The following is a 14,934-nucleotide window of genomic DNA, read 5'->3' on the forward strand; positions in this document are numbered from 1 at the left end:
ATCCGCGGCGCGGCCTTCGACGATCCGGCCGCCCTGATCCGCGAGGTCGAGCGGCACCACCGGACACACGCCGACCGGCTCACGCACTACCTGGCGGGGGAGCTCCGCGATTTCACCGGACCCGGGGCCCCGGCCCCGAACCCCTCCGACCCCGGGCGGGAACTCCAGCACGTCGTGCTCCGCGGCGGCATCGCCTACGAGCGCATGCAGCTGGCCTGGCTGGAGGACGTACTGGCCACCCTCCACCGCCTGGCAGCTCCCTGACCCGGAGCCGCCGCGCCCCTCCCTCCCTCCCTCCCTCCCTCCCTCCCGCTCCACCCCTCATCCTCCGACGCATCCTCCGACCGGAAAGCGAACGCCCATGAGCGACCAGCTGCTGTTCAACCCGCGCACCTACGACCCCGCGCACTTCGACCCCGAGACCCGCCGCCTGCTGCGCGCGACCGTCGACTGGTTCGAGGAGCGCGGCAAGCGCCGGCTGATCGAGGACTACCGCACCCGCGCCTGGCTGGGGGACTTCCTCGCGTTCTCCGCGAAGGAGGGGCTCTTCGCGACCTTCCTGACCCCGGAGGCGTCCGCCGGCCAGGACGGGACCGACAAGCGCTGGGACACCGCGCGCATCGCCGCCCTCAACGAGATCCTCGGCTTCTACGGCCTCGACTACTGGTACGCGTGGCAGGTCACGATCCTCGGTCTCGGGCCCGTCTGGCAGAGCGACAACGCCGCCGCCCGCGACCGCGCCGCACAGCTCCTCGACGCGGGCGAGGTGTTCGCGTTCGGCCTGTCCGAGAAGACCCGCGGCGCGGACATCTACAACACCGACATGCTCCTGGAGCCGTCCGCCGGCGGGGACGGGGCCGGCGCCGGCGGGTTCCGGGCCAACGGCTCGAAGTACTACATCGGCAACGGCAACGCGGCCGGACTCGTCTCCGTCTTCGGCCGCCGCACCGACATCGAGGGCCCGGACGGCTACGTCTTCTTCGCGGCCGACAGCCGCCACCCCGCGTACGACGTGGTGAAGAACGTCGTCGACTCCTCCAAGTACGTCAGCGAGTTCCGCCTCACGGACTACCCGGTCGGCCCCGAGGACGTCCTGCACACCGGACGCGCCGCCTTCGACGCGGCCCTCAACACCGTCAACGTCGGCAAGTTCAACCTCTGCACCGCCTCGATCGGCATCTGCGAGCACGCGATGTACGAGGCCGTCACCCACGCGCAGGGCCGCATCCTCTACGGCCGCCCCGTCACCGCCTTCCCGCACGTGCGCCGCGAGCTCACCGACGCGTACGTCCGCCTCGTCGGAATGAAGCTCTTCAGCGACCGCGCCGTCGACTACTTCCGCTCGGCGGGCCCCGACGACCGCCGCTACCTCCTCTTCAACCCCATGACCAAGATGAAGGTGACCACGGAGGGCGAGAAGGTCATCGACCTGATGTGGGACGTCATCGCGGCCAAGGGCTTCGAGAAGGACACCTACTTCGCCCAGGCGGCCGTCGAGATCCGCGGCCTGCCCAAGCTGGAGGGCACGGTCCACGTCAACCTGGCGCTCATCCTCAAGTTCATGCGCAACCACCTGCTGGAACCGGTCGACTACGCCCCCGTCCCGACCCGCCTCGACGCGGCCGACGACGCGTTCCTCTTCCGCCAGGGCCCGGCCCGGGGCCTTGGATCCGTACGGTTCCACGACTGGCGCCCGGCCTACGACGCGTACGCCGCCGTGCCCAACGTCGCCAGGCTGCGCGAGCAGGCCGACGCCCTTTGCGCGTTCGTCGAGACCGCCGCCCCCGACGAGCGGCAGAGCCGCGACCTCGACCTCCTCCTGGCGGTCGGCCAGCTCTTCGCCCTGGTCGTGCACGGCCAGCTCGTCCTGGAGCAGGCCCGCCTGACGGGTCTGGACGAGGACGTGCTGGACGAGCTGTTCGGCGTCCTCGTACGGGACTTCTCCGCGCACGCCGTCGAACTGCACGGCAAGGACTCCGCCACCGCGGACCAGCAGGCCTGGGCCCTGGGCGCGGTCCGCCGCCCGGCCGTGGACGCGGACCGCTCGGCACGCGTGTGGGCGCGGGTGGAGGGACTCGCCGGGGCGTACGAGATGAAGCCCTGACGCACGGCTTTCCCGGCCCTACCCGGGACCGGCCGGGCTCCCGGCCCGGTCCCGGGTCGGGCCGGGGCCCGTCGGCGGTTCCGGGAAGCCCTTGGGCCCGCGGTCACCGTCCCGAGCGGGGGAGCCCGGCCCGGGCCTTTGGACCCGGGTCTCTCCTCGTGCACCGCTCGGTCCTTTCGGCCCGTGTGCACGCGGTCCTTCGCGGTGTTGGCTGGAAGGAGTCGCAACGGCCGGAGCACACACCCCGAGAGGCTGGAACACCACCATGGTGACGTCCACGGAGCAGAGGGCGGAGGTGATCGCAGAGAACCGCACCCGCAAGGGTCTGCTGCCGCTGTGCCTGAGCGAAGCAGCGGAGCGGTTCTCCTTAGCGGTCCTTCTACGGAATGCGCGCGGTACTGGCGCTCTTCCTGATCGACACCGCCCACGGCCTCGGCATGTCGAAGACCACGGCGGTCGCCCTCGTCGGCGCCTACCTGTCCGCCTGCTACTTCACCGCCCTGCCGGGCGGCTGGATCGCAGACCGCCTGCTCGGCGCCCGTAGGACCGCCCTGATCGGCGGGGTCGCCATCCTGGCCGGACACCTCGCGCTCGCCTTCGAGGCCGGAGCGGGCGGCGTCTACGCCGGCCTCGTCCTCATCGCGGTCGGCACCGGCCTGCAGAAGCCCAATATGACCGCCCTGGTCGGGAAGCTGTACGCGCAGGGCACCGACCAGGAACGGGACGCGGCCTACAGCAAGTTCTACGCCAGCGTGAATGTCGGCGGCCTTGCCTCGACCCTCCTCGTGGGCTGGCTCGGACTCCGCTTCGGGTGGAACGTCGCCTTCGCCGCGGCGGCCGTGGCCATGGCCGTCAGCCTGTGCGTCTTCCAGGCCTCGGGCAGCCTCCGCGATGCCGCCGACGCACCCGGCCGCCCGCTCACCCGCGCCGAGGCGCGCACGGTGGCCGTCCGGGCCCTGTGGTCCGTCGCCGGGGTCCTCGCGGTCGCCGCCGCGGCCCGCGCGACCGGCACGCTGACCCTGCCCCACGCCCTCACCGCGTTCGCGGTCCTGGCCGTGGTCGTACCGGTCGGCTACCTCGTCACCCTGCTGCGCCGCACCGACCTCGACGAGCGGGGACGGGCGGGCATCCGCGCCTACGCACGACTGTTCGCGGCAGCCGTCGCCTTCTTCTGCATCTTCGACCTCGCCGCGTCCAACGTGCAGCTGTTCGCCGCGGACCACGTGGACATGATGGGCATCCCGGTCACCTGGCAGGCGGCCCTGAACCCCGTCATGACCATCGCCTTCGCCGGGGTCCTCGCGTTCGTGTGGCGCAAGGTGCGCATCTCCTCCCCGGCGAAGTTCTCCACGGGACTCGTGCTCGGCGGACTGTCCTTCCTCCTGCTCGCCCTCGCCGCGGGCCACGCCACCGGCACCACCCACATCTCGCTGCTCTGGCTGGTCGGGCTCTACGTCCTGCTGAGCACGGGCGAACTGTTCCTCGCCCCCACCGGACTGTCCATCAGCCACAAGCTGGCCCCGGCCGGCACCGGATCGCAGCTCGTGGGCCTCTTCTTCCTGGCCGCCTCGGCGGGCGACGCCATCGGCAGCCAGGTCGCCACCCACCTGACCGGCGCCGCCCTCTACATCGCCCTGGGAGGCCTGGCGCTGGCGGCCGGCCTCGCGATGGCCGCCGCCACACCGAAGCTGCGCCTCCTGACCGGCGAATGAACCGGCCGCCCGCCGCCGCGGCCCTCTCCTCCCGGGACCGCCGTCAGACCTGGGGCGGGCCCTGTACGAGGAGGCGGGCCGCGGCGTGGTCGGCGCGGTCCGCCTCGTCCGACGCGTCGATGTAGCCGTAGGCGTCGTCGCCGACGGGGATCCGCAGGGGCGTGGGGCCCTCGGCGGTGACGATGTCCAGGACCCGCGCGGCGAAGTACTCCGGGCGTCCGGTTTCCGGGCTGTCCGCGAGACCCCGGGCGCCTTCGAGCATCTCGCGGTTGGTGGCGTCGTAGGCGGGGACCCGGTGCGCGGCTTCGGCCATGGAGGTGCCGTAGCGCGTCGCGAACATGCCCGGCTCGACGACGGTGACGCGGATGTTGTGGGGAGCCGCCTCCATGGCGAGGGTCCGGCTCATGCCTTCGAGGGCGTGCTTCCCGGCGGTGTAGGCCGCGAGGCCCGGGAAGGCCATCCGGCCGACCACGGACGAGACGTTGAGGATGTGGCCGTGGCCCTGGGCCCGCATCAGGGGCAGGACCAGGCGCGCGAGCCGCCAGGGGCCGACGACCAGGGTCTCCAACTGGTCGCGGAGTTCGGCGTCCGAGACCTCCTCGACCGCACCGAACAGCCCGACGGCCGCGTTGTTGACGAGGATGTCGATGCCGCCCAGGCGCTCGACCGCGGTGCGGACGGCCTCCTCGCAGGAGGCGTCGTCCCGCAGTTCGAGCGGGACCGGGACGATCCGGCCGGGCCAGGCGGCGGCGAGATCCTCCAGGTCGGCGGTCTTGCGGGCGGTGACGGCCAGTTCGTCCCCGGCGCGAGCCGCCGCGGTGGCCAGTGCGTGCCCGAGCCCCGAGGAGCATCCCGTGACCAGCCAGCGTCGTCCCATGGTTCCCCCGTGATGGCCGAATTGCTGCGGATGATGGCGGCAGTTCATGTTCGGGGCGGCCCCGCTCCGCGGTCATCCCTGCTGCGGGGGCGTGCGGAGGCGCGCAGGCGCACGACTGGGCGCGCGCACGCGCCGGGTGGGGACCGCGGGCCCGTGGCTTTGCCGGCCCGTGGGCAAGCGGTCCGTGGGTACGCCGGCCCGGTCGGCTACGCGCGCGGGCCGGCGCCTGCCGGTCCTGTGCCGGCCGGGCCCGCCACGCCTGCCGAGCCCACGCTTGCCGAGCCCACGCCTGTCGTGCCCGTGCCCGCCCGGGCGGCGCGGCGCAGCCGGGACCTGGCCGGATCCTGGGGGGAGTACGAGGCCGTGCCGGTGGGTTCCCGCGGGTTCGGGCGGACGAAGAGGGTGACGGTGACCTTTTCGGTGAACCCGTTGCGCCGCATCATCGCGGCGGAGGCCGCATTGCCGCTCTCCACGTCGGTGATGATCCGGGACGCGCCCGCGGCGAAGAGCGCGGAGCAGCAGTGCTCGACCAGGGAACTCGCGACGCCGCGGCCCCGGGCGCGTTCCTCCAGGGCGATCCACTCCAGGTAGCCCCAGTCCTCGCGCTCGTCGTAGGACAGCGATCCGAGGACGAAGCCGAGCAGTCCCTCCTCGTCGCGGGCGATCCAGCAGGCGTCCGGCTGGGCGTCCCAGTGCGCGGCCACGGACGACAGCGACCAGGAGGTGTAGGGCATCGCCTTCACGTCGAAGGCCCGGTAGCCGAGATCGAGGACGGCATCGAGGTCGGTCAGTCGCAGGGGGAGGGTCTCGACTTCACTCATGATCTCGATGATGACATAGCCGGATATCTCCACCCCGTCACCTCACAGAGAGGACCTCGGGGTCCGCTGCCGGATCCTGGGCGGACGCCGGTGCCGGTGACGGTGACGGGTTCTTCGGGCCGCGGGTGGGGACGTAGAGGTACAGGACGCCCATGACGACGACGCCCGCCCACATGGCCTGCTGTCAGCCCTCGACGAAGGACTGCCGGGCGGCGTGGACCAGGGCCTGCGCCCGGGGGCCCGCACCGTTCGCGGCCGCGACGGCGTGGGCGACACCCTCCCGCGCCGCGTCGGCCGCGCCTTGGGGGATGCCCTGGAGCCGCTCCTCCACGGCGCCGCGGTAGCCGGCCGACAGGAGTGTTCCGAGCAGGGCCACGCCCAGCGCGGTGCCGAACTCCCGGGTGACGTCGTTGAGCGCGGAGGCGACGCCCTGGCGCTCTCGCGGCAGGGCGCCGGTGATGGCCTCGGTGGAGGGTGTCATCGCCAGGCCCATGCCGATGCCCATGGCGAGCATGCCCGGAAGGACGGACAGGTAGCCGCCGTCGGCGGAGACGATGCCCGCCATGAGGGCGAGGCCCGCGCCCGCGAGCAGGATGCCGGCCGCCATGACCGGGCGGGCCCCGACGCGCGCGGCCAGCCGGGGAGCCAGTCCGGCGGCCGGCATCATGGCCACGGCCATGGGCATCAGCGCGAGCGTGGACATGAGGCCCGACCAGCCGAGAACGGCCTGGAAGAAGGGGAAGAGCACCACGAAGATCCCCGCCTGCACGCCGAAGACCGTCAGCAGGGTGAGGGAGCCGCCGGCCAGTCCGCGCTCACGGAACAGCCGTACGTCGAGCAGGGCGGCGTCCCGCAGGCGAGCTCCCAGAGGACGAAGGCGACGGCGGCGGGCAGCCCGACGGCGAGGCCGGTCAGGGTGGCGGGATCGGACCAGCCGCGCTCCGGCCCTTCCTGGAGGTCGAAGATGAGACCGGCCGCGGCTACGGCCGAGGTCAGCGCGCCGGCCGTGTCGTAGGAATGCGCGGCAGTCTCGCGGGAGTTGGGGATCGCGCGCAGCGACATGGCCAGGGCCCCGCCGACCAGGGCGACGGGGTGGGGCGGGGTAGGGCGGGGCGGGAGCGCGCGCCCGCGCGCCCGAGGGCGCGCGGGGTGTCAGCCGTCAGCCGGTGGCGCCGGTCCCTGCCGAGGCGAGCACCGCGACCGCGGCGTCGGTGTCGGCGACGGCGAGGAGGGCGTTGATGTGTGCGCCGGCCAGCGCCCCGGCCGCGGCGGAGGCACCGACCTGGGCGATCGGGTCGGTGACGTTGCCCGCCACCCACACCCCCGGCACGTCGGTGGCGCCCGCCGCGCCGGAGAGGAACCGGCGGCCGCCGCCAGGCAGCTCCTCCATCGGCAGGCCCAGGCCCGCCAGGCCCTCGGTACGGGCCACGAGCGTGGTCGCCACGGCGAGGACCCGGCGCTCGACGACCGCTCCGTCGGCCAGTCGCACACCGCGGATGCCGCCGTCTCCGTCCCCCACGACCTCTTCGACCGGGGCGTCGACGACGCGGATGGCGCGTGCGGCGAAACGAGCACGGGTCTCGCCGTCCAGCTCCGTGCCGTGCGCGAAGTAGACGAGGTCGTCGGTGAGCTGACGGAACAGCAGGGCGTGGTGGATCGACGCGGGGCCGGTCGCGAGGACGCCGATCGGCTCGTCGCGCACCTCCCAGCCGTGGCAGTACGGGCAGTGCACCACGCTGTGCCCCCAGTGCTGCGCCAGTCCGGGCAGCTCGGGCAGGACATCGCGCAGGCCGGTGGCCACGAGCAGGCGGCGTGCCGTCAGGACCCGGCCGTCGGTCAGCGTCACGGTGAAGCGCAGGTCGCCGTCGGCGGACGGATCGGCGTGCTCGGCGGCGGAGACCTCGCCGGAGACGACGAGCCCGCCGTAGCGGCGCACTTCCTCGCGGCCCCGGCCGTACAGTTCCGCCGGCGGGGTGCCGTCCAGGCCGAGCAGGCCGTGAACCCCCTCGGCGGGCGCGTTGCGGGGGGTGCCGCTGTCGATCACGACGACCGAGCGGCGGGAGCGGGCGAGCATCAGCGCGCCGTTCAGACCGGCGGCGCCGCCGCCGATCACCACGGCGTCGACGGTCCCGTCCGGCAGTGCGTCGGTCGCGTATGCGGTAGTCGTCGCGGACATGTCGTCGGTTTCCTTTCGGATGTTCCTTCGTACCGGCCCGGTGATCCGGGGCCGTCTGCACACGACGCTAACCCCGACTTGCAGCACGGGCATACAATGTTGCCTATGACGCAAGAAGACGGCGATCTGGACAGCCTGGTACGCAAACGCATCCGCGCGCTGCGGGTGGCGCAGGGCTGGTCCCTGGAGGAGCTGGCCACGCGTGCCCGGCTCAGCCAGTCCACGCTCAGCCGCATCGAGAACGGCCAGCGACGCCTGGCGCTGGACAGCCTGGTCACGCTCGCCCGCGCGCTGGACACCACCTTGGACCAGCTCGTGGAGACGGCGACCGACGATGTCGTCACCAGCCCGATGATCGACGCCGCTCGCGGGCAGATGCGCTGGCCGATCAAGGGCGAACCGGGGATGACGGTCATTCGCCAGCGGATGACCGAGCCGCCGCCGGACAACCCCTCCCGGATGCGCGCGCACCCCGGGCGGGAATGGCTCGTGGTCCTGTCCGGTACCGCGGTCCTGATGCTCGGGCACCGCCGCTTCCGCATCGAGACCAACCAGGCCGCGGAGTTCCCCACGATGATGCCGCACGCGATCGGCGCCGAGGGCGGACCGTGCGAGATCCTGGGGATCTTCGACAGGGACGCCCGCCGCGGCCACCAGCGGGACAGTGGCGTCGGTGACGCGGGGGGCGACGGGGGCGGCGAAGGTGCTGATCAGGGGGCGGGTCGCTGACGGCGTGCGGTGGCCCTCCTGTTCCCCCGTACGGTGGGTCGGGCGCGGTTCTTGCGCGTCCTGGGGGCTTCGGGGCCATCCTCTTGCCGAACTGGCAAGAAGGTATGCGGCAAGCGCATAGGCGTCCTACCGTGGAGCCATGACCCACGCACAGCACGCACCCCAGCACGACCACACCCGGCACGGCGGCCACGGTCACGGCCACGGCGGTCACAGCCACGGTCAAGGCGCCGGCGCGCACGGCCAAGCGCAGCACGGTCAGGACCAGCACGAGGTCCACGCCCAGGCGGAGATCCTCGACCTGGACGCGGAAGTCCTCGCCGAACACATCGCCGACATCACCACGTGGCTGCCCCTGCACGAGTCCCCTCGCCACATCGTGGATCTGGGCTGCGGCACGGGCGCCGGCACCTTCGCCCTGCTCGACCGCTTCCCCGACGCGCACGTCACCGCCGTCGACTCCTCAGCGGCGCACCTGCAGCGCCTGCGCGAGAAGGCGTGCGCCCGGGGCGTCGACGACCGCGTCCGCACCGTGCAGGCCGACCTCGACGAGACCGAATGGCCCGACCTCGGCACGCCGGACCTGGTGTGGGCCTCGGCCTCGATGCACCACATGGCCGACCCGGACCAGGCCCTGCGCACGGTCCGCGAACTGCTCGCCCCGGGTGGCCTGTTCGCCGTCGTAGAGCTCGCGGGCTTCCCCCGCTTCCTGCCCGCGGACGCCCCCGAAGGCAGGCCCGGACTGGAAGACCGCTGCCACACGGCGAGCGAGAGCTACCACGCGGAGCACGTGCCGCACCGCGGCGCCGACTGGGGGCCGAAGCTCACCGCGGCCGGATTCGCCCTCGACGGCGACCGGGTGATCGACGTGAACATCGAGGGCTCCCGCAGCGAGGCGGTCGGCGCGTACGCCCTCGGCAGCCTGCAGCGCCTGCGCCGCGGCATCGTCGACACCCTCGCGCCCGAGGACCTGGCAGCGCTCGACCTCCTGCTCGACACCGACGGCTCCGAGAGCATCCTGCGCCGCGACGACCTCGCCGTGCGCACCGAGCGCACCGTCTGGGCCGCACGCCGCAAGAGCTGATCCGTGCCGGCCGCGGAGATCACTCCTGCGGACGGCGCAGCAGCGGGGGAGCCGGATGGGGCAGGGGGCTCGCCGCGGCCGGGCTCAGGCCGTCCATGACCAGGGTCACGTAGCGGCGCCAGCCCTCCTCGGCGGGGTCCATGGTCCACAGCACGCTGACGAGCATGGTCACGATCCTCTTCACATCGTCGGGCACGAGGTCATCCCGGATCACCCCGGCCCGCTGCCCGCGGGTCACCAGCGGGTCGAGCGCGTCGAAGAACCGGGCGCTGGTCTCCGCGGAGAGGGCGCCGGCCTTCCGGGCGGCCGTCAGCACGTGGTGCTCGTCGGCCGCCGAGGTCAGGGCGGCTTCGAGTACGACGGCCAGGCCGCGGCGGGGGTCCTCATCGGCCAGCCCGCGGTCGATGGCGGGGAGGACGTCCTGGGTGAACTGCTGGTCCAGCACGGCCCGGAGCAGGGCGGCCTTGTCGGGGAACCGGCGGAAGAGCGTGGCGATCCCCACCCCGGCCCGCCGCGCGATCTCGTCGAGCGGCGCATCGGGTCCCAGCTCGGCGTACACGTCGCGTGCCGCTCTGACGATCTTCTCGATGTTGCGCACGGCATCGGCGCGCAGGGGTCTGGGGCTTTCGGTCGGCACGCTGTCGAGAATACAACTGATAGTCGACGATCGGATCTGGTTGACACGTCGCCCACCGTGAACTGATAGTTGACTACTGATTGTGGTGTGCGCCGACCTCGTACCCACGCCTCGCCGGGCAGACCCCTCCCCACCCCGTGCGCCCCGCGCCGTCCGGCCGGCCGGGGCTGCGGCCCTAGGGGGTGTCTTGCCGATCAGGCCGGGCTCGCGGCGCCCGGCACCGCGCCTCGCCGCGTTGTCGTCACTCGCCGACGCTCCGCGTCGACTCCCTCCTCCGCCTTGCGATCCACGGCGCCAGACACCGCTCCCTGATCCGGCCCGACCGACAAGACACCCCCCTAGGACCTTTCATGCAACAGCCGCCCGCGGCCGCTCCCCGTACCGGCAAGGTGATCGCGACGCTCGCCCTCGCGGGCATCGCCGCAGCCGTCATGCAGACCCTGGTCACACCTCTGCTGGCCGACCTGCCGAACATCCTCCACACCTCCCACTCCAACGCGGCCTGGGTCGTCACCGCCACCCTCCTGGTCGCAGGCGTGTGCGTACCGATCAGTGGGCGCCTGGGCGACATGCTCGGCAAGCGCCGCATGCTCCTGGCCTGTTGCATACCGCTGATCGTCGGATCGGTGGTGTGCGCGCTGGCGGGCGGCGTCGTCCAGATGATCATCGGGCGCGGCCTGCAAGGCGTCGGCATGGGCATGATCCCGCTCGGCATCGCCCTGCTCCGCGACATCCTCCCCGCCGAGAAGCTCAGTTCCTCCATCGCCCTCGTGAGCGCCTCCATGGGCATCGGCGGCGGCATCGGCCTCCCGGTCTCCGCGGCCGTCGCCCAGTACACGAGCTGGCGCTTCCTATTCTGGGGGTCCGCGGCGATCGCCGGCTGCGTCGCCGTCATGATCGTGTCCTTCGTCCCCGACGGTCCGGCCGCCGCCAAGGGGCAGCGCTTCGACGTGGTCGGCGCGCTGGGCCTCGCGGCGGGCCTGGTGTCCCTGCTGCTGTTCGTGTCCAAGGGCGCCGACTGGGGCTGGGGCTCGGCCACCAGCCTCGGCCTGATGGCCACCGCCGTGGTGCTTCTGGCCGCCTGGGCGTGGTTCGAATGGCGCACCACCGACCCGCTGGTCGACCTGCGCACCACGATCCGCCCGCGCGTCCTGCTGACCAACCTCGCCTCGGTCTCCATCGGCTTCGGCATGTTCGCCGGCATGCTGGTGATCCCGCAGTTGCTGCAGTTCCCCGCCGTCACCGGCTACGGCCTGGGCCAGTCCATGCTGGCGGCCGGCCTGTGGATGCTCCCCGGCGGGCTGATGATGATGGCCGTCTCCCCCCTCGGGGGCAAGCTCACCAACGCGCACGGCCCGAAGGTCACCCTCGTCAGCGGAGCGCTCGTCCTGGCCGCGGGCTACGGCGTCGCGCTCCTCTTCTCCGGCACGGCCGCCGGGCTGATGGTCGCCTTCATGGTCATCAACTGCGGTGTGGCCCTCGCCTACGGAGCCATGCCCGCTCTGATCATGAGCGCGGTACCCGTGACGGAAACCGGCGCCGCGAACGGCTTCAACGCCCTCATGCGCTCCCTGGGCACCTCCGTCGGCGCCGCCGTCGTCGGTGTGGTCCTGGCTCAGATGACCACCACGACAGGGGGTTTCACCTTCACCTCGGAGGCGGGCTTCCGCACCGGCCTGCTGATGGGCGGCGGTTTCGCCCTGCTGTCCGGGGCCATCGCCGCGCTGATCCCCGCCCTCCGGCCGCAGCGGCCCGAACCGGTGGACCGGTCGGGGCCCACGTCCGAACCGGCCTCCCCCTCGATGAGCAAGTAGCGCCGCCCCGGCCCCGCCTGGGGCCTGTCGTCAAACTCCCGTCTGCGTCGCGGCGACAGGAGTTCGACGACAGGCCCCAGGGGCCGTCCGTGTCATCGGGCCGCTTCGACGTAGGACGCCAGGTGGGCCAGCGAGGAGGCGATGCCCGCCTCGTGGTCCGCCCGGTCGATGCCCGGCGGTACGTCCGTGGCCGTGACGGTCACCTCGGTGCCCTCGCCGGAGGCGGCGAGGTGCCAGGTCATCGTCATGGTGCCGGCGTACGACGGGTCGTCGGACTCGAACACGGCCTGCTGTACGACGAGCTCCGGCGGCACGAGACCGGTGAACCGTACGTCGACCACGTCGGTCGTGCCGGAGGTCTTCCCGGGGCCCGTGCCGGGGCTCGCGGCGGGATCGAGGTAGGTCAGGACCATCCGGAAGCCGCCTCCTGGCCGCGGGTCCCACTGCTCGATCCGCCCGCTCATGCCGTCCGGCGGAAGCCATGCTTCGAGGGACTCGCGGTCCAGGAGGGCGGCGTAGACGGCCGCCCGCGGCGCCGCGACCGTCCGGGAAACGCGGTCGGTCCTGCCGGCGGACCCGTTCCCGGGCCGGTCCCGGTGCGTCGGCGCGCCGCCGGCGGGGGCCTCCAGGGTGCGGAGGTGGGCGGTCACGGCCGCCGTGGTGCGCTGCTCGTCACGGCTGGCCAGGAGGTCCAGCAGCGCCCCGCGCAGGACCGAGAGCAGCAGGGTCCGCTCGGCGACCCCCTCGGGCGTGTCGCGACGGGCCGGCGGCTGGGCGGCCGCGAAGACCTCCAGCCAGTCGGCGATGGTCCGCTCCGCGAAGCCAGCCCAGGGCCCCGTGCCCCCGCTCAGCGAGCGCGCGTAGCCCTCGACCCAGAGGGTGAGCACCTTGCGGTGGCCCGGGTCGGCCAGCCAGCTCCACACCAGCTCGCCCGTGCGGGCGAGGCCGTGCTCCGGCCGGGCCCGGTGCACGGCTTCGAGCATGCCCGTCTCGTCCTGCCGGGCCCGCGCGAGCAGCGCCTGCACCAGCGCGTCCTTGCTGCCGAACAGGAAGAGGAGGACGCGCGGACTGCTGCCGATCGCCTCGGCCAGGGGCCGCAGGGACATGTCCGCCAGCCCGTGGTCGAGCACGTGCGCGTAGGCCAGCTCCAGGAGCTGCTGCTTACGGGCGGAATCGGCGCGGGCGGAGGGGGTCATGCACACATTATGCTTTACTGAAACAGTCGTTTCAGTTACTCGGTTTCAGTTACTCGGTTCAGTTGTTCGGTTGTTCGGTTTCAGTGATTTCGGTGGTTCCGGCCGTACAGAGAGGGAGTCCCCATGAACGAGGTCCGTGCGGTGATCCGGCCGCTGGGGGAGCCGGGCGATCTCGGCTGGGTGGTCATGGCCCACGGTGAGCAGTACGCGAAGGAATTCGGCTGGGACGGCAGCTTCGAGGGCCTGGTCGCGCGGATCGTCGCGGACTACGCGGGCGGCCACGATCCCTCCCGCGAGGCGGCCTGGATCGCCGAACTGGACGGCCGCCGCGTCGGCAGCGTGTTCTGCGTGGCCGACGACGAGGACGGGGAGGGCACCGCGAAGCTGCGGATCCTCCTCGTGGACCCCGCCGCACGCGGCCACCGCCTGGGCTCGCGCCTGGTCGCACAGTGCGTGGACTTCGCCCGTGAGGCGGGGTACGAGCGGATCCGGCTGTGGACCAACGACACCCTGGTGGCCGCGCGCGGGATCTACCTGGCCGCCGGCTTCCGCCTCGTGGAGGAGGAACCGCACCACAGCTTCGGCGCCGATCTCATCGGCCAGGTCTACGAGCTCGACCTGGCCGGGCAGTCGGCCTGAACGGCGCCACCGGCCGGCCGGCGCCTACCGCGACTCCGGTGTCGTCCAGCCGGGCGTGGGCGGCCCGGCGGAGCCGGGCGCGGACTTCGGCGTGCCCGCGGTCCTGGTCGAGCGCCGTGGAGCCGTGGGCACCGCGGTCGGCGGGCTGGACCACGTGTGCAGCGACCACGCCGGGGGCGCGGGTCTGGCAGTGCGTCACCTGGTCGGGCTGGGACACCGGAAGATCGCCCTGGTCGCGGGCGACAGCCCCACCACGGTCCAGGTCAAGGCCGGCTACGAGGCCGCACTGCGGGCGTTCGGCGTGCGCGGCCCCGCGATCGAACCGATCGACCTCTACAGCGGCGACATCGACAACGCGAAGATCGACGCGGCGGCCGACAGGCTGGCCGAGCTGGTGGCCGCGCGCAAGGTGACCGCGGCGATCGTGCTCGGCGACACCGACGCGATCCTGCTCCTGCAGAGCCTGCGCGACCGCGCCGAGAAGATCCGGGTCCCTCAGGACCTGGCCCTCGTAGCCTACGGCGACGACGTCGCAGCCCTCTCCGACCTGCCGTTGACGGCAGTGGCCCCGTCGAAGTGCGAGGTCGGGGCAACCGCCGTCAAGCTGCTGCTCCAGCGGATCCGGGAGAACGCCTCCGCGGCGAAGCCCGCGGCGCGCCGCCATCTCGACCTCCTGCCGGAGTTGCTGGTGCGGCAGTCCTGCTGCGTGGACGAGCGCGACTGAAGCACCGCGGGGACGCCGTCACGGCCGCCGGCACGGGCCGGGAGATAAGGGCGCCGTACGAGGGTAGACGCGAGCCGAGGCACCGCTGCGAAGCCACCCGCTTCGCCGCTTTCCCGACGCGCGAGTGAGGACATCATGCTTTTTGCCGGACTCATCCTCCTGCTCATCGGATTCCTGACCGGAATCTCCGTTCTGTGGACCATCGGCGTCATCCTGCTCGTGGTGGGAGCCGTGCTGTGGCTGATGGGCTCGGTCGGGCACGCGGTGGGCGGCCGCCGGCATTACTGGTAGCAGGCGGCGCCGCCGCCCCGATCCAGGCCTTTGGTGGCCCGTCCCGTTCGGGACGGGCCACCAGCCCATTTCCGGGGCAACTCGCCCATTTCCTCGGACCTTTTCCGGGTATCCTCGCAGCACCCCCTTC

At 72.7% G+C, this 14,934-nt stretch carries 13 protein-coding genes and 2 pseudogenes; 9 read left to right on the plus strand and 6 right to left on the minus strand.

Features of this window, described 5'->3' with window-relative positions; genetic code table 11:
• The 3 genes and pseudogenes from ACFWBW_RS35225 to ACFWBW_RS35235 form a co-directional block, all read left to right on the plus strand.
• Nucleotides 1-264: pseudogene (locus ACFWBW_RS35225) on the plus strand (PadR family transcriptional regulator); the annotation flags it as partial.
• Between the two features lie 97 nt (nt 265-361).
• Nucleotides 362-2,104: an acyl-CoA dehydrogenase family protein gene (locus tag ACFWBW_RS35230; RefSeq protein WP_385381683.1), complete on the plus strand. Its 1,743-nt coding sequence runs from the start codon at nt 362-364 to the stop codon at nt 2,102-2,104.
• A gap of 386 nt (nt 2,105-2,490) precedes the next feature.
• Complete coding sequence (locus ACFWBW_RS35235; protein WP_385381686.1) at nt 2,491-3,816, plus strand: peptide MFS transporter; 1,326 nt, start codon at nt 2,491-2,493, stop codon at nt 3,814-3,816.
• A 43-nt stretch (nt 3,817-3,859) separates the two neighbouring features.
• Here the strand turns inward: ACFWBW_RS35235 and ACFWBW_RS35240 are convergent, their stop codons facing one another.
• From ACFWBW_RS35240 to ACFWBW_RS35255, 4 genes and pseudogenes are all read right to left on the minus strand, one after another.
• Nucleotides 3,860-4,693, minus strand: coding sequence for an SDR family oxidoreductase (locus ACFWBW_RS35240; protein WP_385381689.1), 834 nt, complete (start codon nt 4,691-4,693; stop codon nt 3,860-3,862).
• Between the two features lie 206 nt (nt 4,694-4,899).
• Nucleotides 4,900-5,514 carry a GNAT family N-acetyltransferase gene (locus ACFWBW_RS35245; protein WP_385381692.1) on the minus strand — a complete coding sequence of 205 codons (615 nt, stop codon included), beginning with the start codon at nt 5,512-5,514 and terminating at the stop codon, nt 4,900-4,902.
• 37 nt (nt 5,515-5,551) lie between these two features.
• A pseudogene (locus ACFWBW_RS35250) lies at nt 5,552-6,606 on the minus strand (MFS transporter); the annotation flags it as partial.
• 67 nt (nt 6,607-6,673) lie between these two features.
• Entirely contained in the window at nt 6,674-7,690 is a 1,017-nt protein-coding gene (locus ACFWBW_RS35255; protein WP_385381695.1) for an NAD(P)/FAD-dependent oxidoreductase, read from the minus strand.
• A 96-nt stretch (nt 7,691-7,786) separates the two neighbouring features.
• On the opposite strand from ACFWBW_RS35255, the gene ACFWBW_RS35260 reads away from it, so the two are divergent.
• Nucleotides 7,787-8,419 (plus strand): helix-turn-helix domain-containing protein, encoded by a 633-nt coding sequence (locus tag ACFWBW_RS35260; RefSeq protein WP_385381698.1) that lies wholly within the window; start codon nt 7,787-7,789, stop codon nt 8,417-8,419.
• A gap of 139 nt (nt 8,420-8,558) precedes the next feature.
• The gene (locus tag ACFWBW_RS35265; protein ID WP_385381701.1) at nt 8,559-9,503 is read left to right on the plus strand and encodes a class I SAM-dependent methyltransferase; all 945 of its coding nucleotides are present in this window, start codon (nt 8,559-8,561) and stop codon (nt 9,501-9,503) included.
• Nucleotides 9,504-9,522: 19 nt separating this feature from the next.
• On the opposite strand, the gene ACFWBW_RS35270 is transcribed toward ACFWBW_RS35265, so the two are convergent.
• On the minus strand, nt 9,523-10,140 hold the full coding sequence (locus ACFWBW_RS35270) for a TetR/AcrR family transcriptional regulator (RefSeq protein WP_385381704.1): 618 nt from the start codon (nt 10,138-10,140) through the stop codon (nt 9,523-9,525).
• A gap of 350 nt (nt 10,141-10,490) precedes the next feature.
• Here ACFWBW_RS35270 and ACFWBW_RS35275 point away from each other — a divergent pair, with 350 nt between their 5' ends.
• Nucleotides 10,491-11,954, plus strand: a complete 1,464-nt coding sequence (locus ACFWBW_RS35275) for an MFS transporter (protein WP_385381707.1) — start codon at nt 10,491-10,493, stop codon at nt 11,952-11,954.
• Between the two features lie 92 nt (nt 11,955-12,046).
• Here the strand turns inward: ACFWBW_RS35275 and ACFWBW_RS35280 are convergent, their stop codons facing one another.
• Complete coding sequence (locus ACFWBW_RS35280; protein WP_385381710.1) at nt 12,047-13,150, minus strand: SRPBCC domain-containing protein; 1,104 nt, start codon at nt 13,148-13,150, stop codon at nt 12,047-12,049.
• A 123-nt stretch (nt 13,151-13,273) separates the two neighbouring features.
• On the opposite strand from ACFWBW_RS35280, the gene ACFWBW_RS35285 reads away from it, so the two are divergent.
• From ACFWBW_RS35285 to ACFWBW_RS35295, 3 genes are all read left to right on the plus strand, one after another.
• Entirely contained in the window at nt 13,274-13,789 is a 516-nt protein-coding gene (locus ACFWBW_RS35285) for a GNAT family N-acetyltransferase (protein ID WP_385381713.1), read from the plus strand.
• A gap of 55 nt (nt 13,790-13,844) precedes the next feature.
• Nucleotides 13,845-14,513, plus strand: a complete 669-nt coding sequence (locus tag ACFWBW_RS35290) for a substrate-binding domain-containing protein (protein ID WP_385381716.1) — start codon at nt 13,845-13,847, stop codon at nt 14,511-14,513.
• 135 nt (nt 14,514-14,648) lie between these two features.
• Nucleotides 14,649-14,804 (plus strand): DUF6131 family protein, encoded by a 156-nt coding sequence (locus tag ACFWBW_RS35295; RefSeq protein WP_385381719.1) that lies wholly within the window; start codon nt 14,649-14,651, stop codon nt 14,802-14,804.
• The last annotated feature ends 130 nt before the right edge of the window (nt 14,805-14,934 follow it).

The organism is Streptomyces sp. NPDC059957 (assembly GCF_042730015.1).
Lineage (GTDB): Bacteria > Actinomycetota > Actinomycetes > Streptomycetales > Streptomycetaceae > Streptomyces.

Bases quoted from the DNA above. Each gene is read 5' to 3' on its own strand.
- ACFWBW_RS35230 (WP_385381683.1), top strand. From the start codon at position 362: ATGAGCGACCAGCTGCTGTTCAACCCGCGCACCTACGACCCCGCGCAC.
- ACFWBW_RS35255 (WP_385381695.1), bottom strand. From the start codon at position 7,690: ATGTCCGCGACGACTACCGCATACGCGACCGACGCACTGCCGGACGGG.
- ACFWBW_RS35265 (WP_385381701.1), top strand. From the start codon at position 8,559: ATGACCCACGCACAGCACGCACCCCAGCACGACCACACCCGGCACGGC.
- ACFWBW_RS35285 (WP_385381713.1), top strand. From the start codon at position 13,274: ATGAACGAGGTCCGTGCGGTGATCCGGCCGCTGGGGGAGCCGGGCGAT.
- ACFWBW_RS35240 (WP_385381689.1), bottom strand. From the start codon at position 4,693: ATGGGACGACGCTGGCTGGTCACGGGATGCTCCTCGGGGCTCGGGCAC.
- ACFWBW_RS35260 (WP_385381698.1), top strand. From the start codon at position 7,787: ATGTTGCCTATGACGCAAGAAGACGGCGATCTGGACAGCCTGGTACGC.
- ACFWBW_RS35245 (WP_385381692.1), bottom strand. From the start codon at position 5,514: ATGAGTGAAGTCGAGACCCTCCCCCTGCGACTGACCGACCTCGATGCC.
- ACFWBW_RS35235 (WP_385381686.1), top strand. From the start codon at position 2,491: ATGCGCGCGGTACTGGCGCTCTTCCTGATCGACACCGCCCACGGCCTC.
- ACFWBW_RS35295 (WP_385381719.1), top strand. From the start codon at position 14,649: ATGCTTTTTGCCGGACTCATCCTCCTGCTCATCGGATTCCTGACCGGA.
- ACFWBW_RS35280 (WP_385381710.1), bottom strand. From the start codon at position 13,150: ATGACCCCCTCCGCCCGCGCCGATTCCGCCCGTAAGCAGCAGCTCCTG.
- ACFWBW_RS35275 (WP_385381707.1), top strand. From the start codon at position 10,491: ATGCAACAGCCGCCCGCGGCCGCTCCCCGTACCGGCAAGGTGATCGCG.